The organism is Kosmotoga sp. (assembly GCF_982836095.1).
Genome location: NZ_CEYIHJ010000154.1, coordinates 1 through 4,562, shown reverse-complemented (window position 1 = coordinate 4,562; position 4,562 = coordinate 1). Strand labels below are relative to the sequence as shown.

Genomic DNA, 4,562 nt, shown 5'->3' with positions numbered 1-4,562 from the left:
ATTGAGAAAATCCATGCTTTGTGAAGGATCAAAGTAACTTGCAACTGCAACGATAGAGTTTAACAAGTCTGGTGTGAGATGGTCTTTATCAAAGGTATAAGCTGTTAACGCTCCAAAGATAAAAAGCTGGGGAGTATGACCATTCCCCTTGACTGCTTTCTCAATATCAGGAAATGATACGTCCCCGCCTTTCCCTTCATATTTTAGGGCAAGGAGGTTTCCCATTATCGTTTTGTTGCCATGAGTGCTGCTTGAAGACCCGAAAAGAAGTTTGAGATCTCCTCCAACAGCCGCAAGAGAAAGAACATCTTCCCCGCCTTCATTTAGCATGTCGCTTATCATCGCAACAGAAACATCTTTTGTTTTGTTGGCTACTGGAGAATTTCCCTTTCCATTATTTATATAATCCACAAGATAGTTATATGAAATATTGGTATTAATATACACATCTCCATATACAGCGATGTTATATTTTCCTGTGACAGGGCTTATTTTGTGAGGATCATTGCCAATAACAGCATCTCCCATCACTTTAATATTTATCATATTTTCAGAAACGGCTGTCGCGGGAACGCTAAAGGCATTGGTCCCATATTCTATTCTCAAGCCGCTTGTATTAAAAAAGATGCTGAATTCTGGCGAAGTATCGCTATCCGGAGCGGATATTATGAAAGTCATCTCAGGATCAACAGTAGGTACGTTATAGTTCTCATTTAGTATAATTTCAAGTGCTGTGGCAGGAAATGTATCCAGGTATTCTTTCACCCACTTTTGATAAATAGTGTAGGGGTCATCTGAAATATGGCTGTACCAACCTGGATAAAGTTCTTCTACATTATCAATATTTACCGATTTAGCTGTTAAAGACCCTGTGATTATTTCCCCGGGAGTGCTGGAGTCAGTAAGAAGAAGATTTACATCATCGAGTATAATCGCTTTTCCATAAATCATGTCCCCGATTATTTTCGGGTTCCCCTTTCCTCCACCTACTTTTCTCATTACTGAAAACACCCTGTCAGAAGCCGCGAACTTTACCGCAGGCAAATATACATCAACTGCGTTCGCGACAAGACCAGCTCCTGCCTTGTTTATACTTTCACCCGACGCTTTATCTTTAAGCGAAGCAGTTATAAGATACTTGTTTCCAATTTCATAAGCATAAATATCGAAAGCATATTTCCCGTTTCCAAGCGAAGGATCATTGCTCATTGCATTAACATAATTACTCAGATCGATACACGGAGTTTCAGATGTTAATTGATCTAGGTATTGTACCCAATAATAGGATTCAATACCGGAATGGTTGCTGATTTTCTGCTTAAATGCTTCAATCTCACTCCATGTTGATGACATTTCAAGTGAGCTATTTTGTATTAGTATATACCCAGCAGCCTCTATCGCATTTTCAAGCACATTCTGCTTTTCCGAAACAGTTTTAAAGCTATTTAACTCATTCGCTGTGCGATTCAATTGAGAAGCCACTGCCAAGAGTATCAATGTGCCAAAAATAAGCAAAATCATCGTTAATGGGAGGGCAAATCCTCTTTTTCTAAATTCAAAGTGTGGAGATGAGAACATATCTCCTCACCTCCTTATTAGTGGCTTTGTCGTGCAATGTCACAGTAAATCGATACAGACCGCTGTATTCTTGAACCTCCTCATAGCTCAATGAATCGATTTCAAAACTATCAAAGCCTGATAATGGTAAATAATTCGTATTCAGGTTTTCCTTCAGGGAATCAACAAAACTGCCCAAGTTATCTTTTCCCAAAAGGTCACGAAGGTTTGAGTTATGCCTTAGATGATTTTCAACGAGTTTCATTATGGCTTCTACTTCTGAAGTCCGGGAAATACTTCCAGAAAGCTCTTTGTATTTAAGAGTAAGGAATATACCAGAAGCCATAAATATTGAGAGAATAGCTAGCACCAGCAATACCTCTATTAATGAGAATCCCCTTTTAATAGAACCTCACCGCCCCTTCAACGTGTTTCTGAACAATCGGAAGAGAAGCAGGGCTATAATAAGTAAAGGTAGCATCGTATTTTATGTAATCAGTATTAGGTATAAGACTGACACTGAATGAATCAATGTGATTTGCGATTGTAGATGTAATGATTTCGTCAGACCCACCTTTAGGGAGAACGTAGAGTAATGCTTTACTTTCTGGATCATAAGTAATAGTAGAGACAGCTGTTACCCAACCTGCCTGGTTATTAGCGGGGATATTTGATATCAAAGTTATCGAGTTATCACCGGGTGTTTGGAGATCAGAAACCCCTGTAATCGTTGCTACCAAAGTCCATTGGCGGGAAATAATGTTTTGAATAGAAGTATGAAGCTTTACAATCTCCGAATCAAGCTCCATCGAGGCTTTAAGCTGATCCGATATTTTAAAAGACAAGTTTGAAACTACCACAACAGAAAGAAGAACAATGCTTGAGACAGCCATCGCCACGAGTACTTCTGTAAGTGAAAATCCCCTCCTTCTTTCCATAATATCACCTCTATAATAACCGCTTCGCTGCATCTTTTGATTTAGTCTATTGATAGAATAAACTGTTTTATTTTCAACGCGATTATATTGATGTTATTTTTCTGGACGAATAATTTTTCGGATTCGCCAATATAATTTATGCTTTACTTTATATAAACATCTTAGAAATCTTTTTTTAGATATTGATTTCTTTTTTATAGACTGACTTTGCTTTTGAAAGCAAAAGTTCTGCACAATGAGTTGAAAAAAAGAAATGACAAGCGTAAAATTGTTAGGAATCCGAACATTGATGGCGAGACGGCTGGAAATCGGGTTTGTTGCTCTGAAATCCGCGGAGTTGCTTGGAACCGCTTTACGATTGCCTTGAACTGCTAGCGCAACCGACTAGGAATAGAGTCTAGGGTATTAAAGAACAGGGTATGGGGTCTAGTTATTAGGGTTTAGATGTTCTCTCTCGTGACTCCTGACTCGTAACTCGGTTTCTCGGGCTCTCGGATTCTCGGCTCTTGATATTCTCGCAACTCGAATCTCGAATCTCGCTACTCGTTACTCGGCTCTAGATCTCGAATCACGTAACTCGGTTCTTTAGTTCTCGCAACTCAGCTCTTTAACTCATAACTCATCATTCATAACTCATCACTCGGCTCTTGAAAAACTCGTAACTCGCAACTCGAATCACGTAACTCGAATCACGTAACTCGGTTCTTAATTGAGGTGTTATATGAAATACAGTTTATTGAAATCATATCTAAACCACGATGAGGCAGCTGATATAAGAAAAAGACTATTCATTATTGCCCTTCCAGCAATTGGGGAAAATGTGTTGCAGATGTTGCTTGGTATAGCGGATACAGCGTTTTTAGGGCATTATGACTGGCGAGCAATCGGTGGTGTTGGCACAGCGAACCAGATAATATTCATCCTTCAGGCAGTGCTGGTAGCTATATCAACAGGTACAATGGTATTTATATCAAACAGTCTTGGAGCCAATAACAAAAGAAAGGTTAATTCCATTGCCTGGCAGGCAATTTACCTGTCGCTAATAACAGGGCTTGGGCTTGCTACCTTGTCTATTTTTTCTGGCAATTTTATCGATATCTTTTTCCCCTCTGCAGAGGATCTAATCAAGCAGATTGGTGTCGATTACCTAAAAATAGTTCTCGCTGGTATTCCCGGCTTGAGCTTTATGATCATAATCGCCTCTACTCTTAGGGGAGCTGGAGATACACGCTCGCCTATGTATGCAGCGTTGATCGCCAACGGTTTGAATGTATTTCTCGATTACGGCATGATCTTTGGAAAATTTGGGTTTCCCGAGCTTGGCGCAAAAGGTGCGGCCTATGCTACAGTAACTTCCAGAACAGTGGCTTCTATTATTCTTCTTATGTTACTATACACCAACAAAAGAATACACATGTCAAAAAAACCCGTAAAGAGCTCGTGGAAAAGCGTAAGGGAAGTTTTTTCAGTAGGTCTTCCAACCGCTTTTGAGAATTTTTCCTTTTCCTTTGGTGTACTGATCTTTGCAAATATTTTGTTGATGGCAGGATCCGAAGCGTATGCAGCTCACAGAATTGGGATTAACGTTGAATCCATTTCTTTTATGCCGGCCTGGGGGATTAACGTTGCAGTAATGGCCCTTATTGGTTATTATAATGGCTCTGGTGATCTAAAAAAAGTCATCGGAACTGCGAGACAAGGCTGGCTTGTTGGGCTTGGCTTTGGCGCTGTTATTGGCACAGTGATCTTTCTCTGGCCCGAGGGGTTTATAAGAATATTCACCTCCGAAAAAGGCATAATTGATATGGCGGCGCTTCCTGTGAAACTAATCGGGCTATTCCAAGTAGTACTCGCAACCGATTTTGTCGCAACAGGAGCCCTCAGGGGCTTAGGCGATACAAAGTTCCCAATGTTTGCTTCCATGACCGCGATGTGGTTTATAAGAATTCCGTTGGGATTTGTGCTGGTAAAATATTTCAACCTTGGACTTCTTGGAGCATGGACAGGTATGATGGCAGATATGGCTTATAGAATGGCTTTGAAGGTTCTCAGATTCCTCTCGGGAGC

4 protein-coding genes are annotated in these 4,562 nt (G+C 40.3%); 1 reads left to right on the top strand and 3 read right to left on the bottom strand.

What is annotated here, in order from left to right; all coding sequences use genetic code 11:
* The 3 genes from AC3LHT_RS09070 to AC3LHT_RS09060 all read right to left on the bottom strand — a co-directional run.
* The coding region (locus AC3LHT_RS09070; protein WP_488662661.1) for a hypothetical protein at positions 1-1,578 on the bottom strand (1,578 nt) is incomplete at its 3' end.
* Positions 1,556-1,963, bottom strand: coding sequence for a type II secretion system protein (locus AC3LHT_RS09065; protein WP_290647262.1), 408 nt, complete (start codon positions 1,961-1,963; stop codon positions 1,556-1,558). The genes AC3LHT_RS09070 and AC3LHT_RS09065, both read right to left, overlap by 23 nt.
* On the bottom strand, positions 1,959-2,495 hold the full coding sequence (locus AC3LHT_RS09060) for a prepilin-type N-terminal cleavage/methylation domain-containing protein (RefSeq protein ID WP_290647246.1): 537 nt from the start codon (positions 2,493-2,495) through the stop codon (positions 1,959-1,961). The genes AC3LHT_RS09065 and AC3LHT_RS09060 overlap by 5 nt, the downstream gene beginning before the upstream one ends.
* A 721-nt stretch (positions 2,496-3,216) precedes the next feature.
* Here AC3LHT_RS09060 and AC3LHT_RS09055 point away from each other — a divergent pair.
* On the top strand, positions 3,217-4,562 hold a 1,346-nt coding region (locus AC3LHT_RS09055; protein WP_488662660.1), incomplete at its 3' end, for an MATE family efflux transporter.